Genomic DNA, 1960 nt, shown 5'->3' with positions numbered 1-1960 from the left:
GGCGAAGTACAGAACTATTTCTACGACCTGCATGACCAACTGGTTAAAGCGGAAATCTTTAAAAAAGACGGTACGAAAGAAACTTGGGACTACACCTACGACGCCCTGGGCAGAAGGATAGGCAAAGGCCGTCTGAAAGACAAAGAAGTTTCAGACAGCCTCGAAAACCAAACCCGTTTCGTTTGGGACGGCAGCCACCTCTTGCAGGAAGTCCAACCGGACGGCAGGTATACCTATCTCTATACCGATCCCGACAGCTACGAACCTTTGGCACAGGTACGCAACTGGACCAACGAAGACGGTGAAAGCAAACAGCAAACCCACTACTTCCACTGCGACCAAATCGGTATCCCGCGTGAGATGACCGATAAAGACGGCAATTTGCTGTGGTTCGGCAACTATACCGGCTGGGGTTGTCTGAAAGAGGAAACCAAGGTAACGGATAGCGCATACCAGCCGTTCCGCCTACAAAACCAGTATGCCGACCTTGAGACAGGGCTGCATTACAACTTCTTCAGGTATTATGAGCCTGATGCAGGGCGGTTTGTTAATCAGGATCCGATTGGATTACTGGGGGGAAGTAATTTATACCAATATGCATCAAATACTGGCTTATGGATTGATAGCTTTGGGTTAAAACCTAAGAAAAAATTACCATGCATTCAAAAATTACGAGACGCATACCCAAATTTTAATGTAAAACCAAGCGCGCGACCCAGTGCTGAACCCTATGCCCTCAATCAATGTGCAATTAGGGTTTCTTATGCAATGCAAAAAGTTGGAATTGACATAAAGAAATTATATCCAAAAACCAATCAAACGTCTGAAGGATACGCACGTTCATCAAAAGGTCTCGCAGATTGGATTTGGAAGAATTACGGCGAACCACAGAAAATGTCCGTGCAAGATTTTCAAAAAAATGCAAAAAATATGAAAGGAATATTTTATGAATTACCTAACGAAGGTGGTATTGGCCACATTGATGTTATTGATAAAGGAGCAGTTGGATCAGGTTTTTATGCAGCTAAAGAAGTTTGGTTTTGGCCTATGGATGATTGCTAAAAAGATATTAATAATTATTTCACTACTTGCATTTTTTTCTCCTATCGCTATTTCAAAGAATATTAATAAGATAAATTTTTCACATGATCCAATTATTTCTAAAAATAATGGAATCATTTTAAATAAAAAAAATTCCTTAGACTTTCCAATCGAAAGCATTGCAATAAAAGATAATAAAATATTAATTAAAACATATAATGCGGAATATGCACCCGTTACAGCTAACAAAATAGGAGATAATTACTATGAAATCAAAAATTTATTTTTTTTACATGCTGGGGGCGATTTACTTTTACCCAAAGGAGTAGATGAAAAAAAACTGATGGTATATAAAAACGGGAAGTATAAATTAAAATTATTTACCAATGAAAAAGGTATAATAAAATATATTGTAGTATATTTTGAAAGCCCTATAAAAAATAATGCATATATTTCAGAACAAAAATTCATACTATCAAAGGCTTTATTGAAATAAATACTAGATTTTTTCTAAATTAAAATATTTGAAAAAATTTGACTAAATATATTCAAATTCTGATATTATTGGTAGAGCATGTAACTGTAAGATCGCTTGAAATATGCTCTTCAGCCGACCTGTGTTCAGTATTACAGAAGATTTCATTTTGGCTTATAGAAATTTTGAAAAATCATAAAAAGCAAGCCATAGCCCGCGTGAAACCTCCAATCCCCATGTAGAGTGTGTGCTGTACGCACGCACACGGGTTCTGCTTTTCAGATGCCCCTTCCCCAACAGGAGCACCCCATGGTCGTCAATAAAATCGCCCGTAAAAGCAGCAAGTTCCGCGTTGTCTTTACCATCCCCGATTTCTGCTGGCCGCCTCCCCCACTCCCCCTTCCATACCCTTGCCCTCTATCCCGACGGCAGCAAAGAGACCTT

The 1960-nt window shown here is 38.8% G+C and carries 2 protein-coding genes; both read left to right on the top strand.

All coding sequences use genetic code 11. The annotated features are described in order from the left end of the window. Positions 1-1062: T6SS effector amidase Tae4 family protein (locus HMPREF2560_RS10910; RefSeq protein WP_210400417.1), on the top strand; the 1062-nt coding region annotated here is incomplete at its 5' end. Next, complete coding sequence (locus HMPREF2560_RS05640; protein WP_070607418.1) at positions 1052-1537, top strand: hypothetical protein; 486 nt, start codon at positions 1052-1054, stop codon at positions 1535-1537. The genes HMPREF2560_RS10910 and HMPREF2560_RS05640, both read left to right, overlap by 11 nt. Positions 1538-1960: the final 423 nt, after the last annotated feature.

Source organism: Neisseria sp. HMSC078H04 (assembly GCF_001838135.1).
Taxonomy (GTDB): Bacteria; Pseudomonadota; Gammaproteobacteria; order Burkholderiales; family Neisseriaceae; genus Neisseria.
This window is presented reverse-complemented; position numbering and strand designations above follow the sequence as displayed.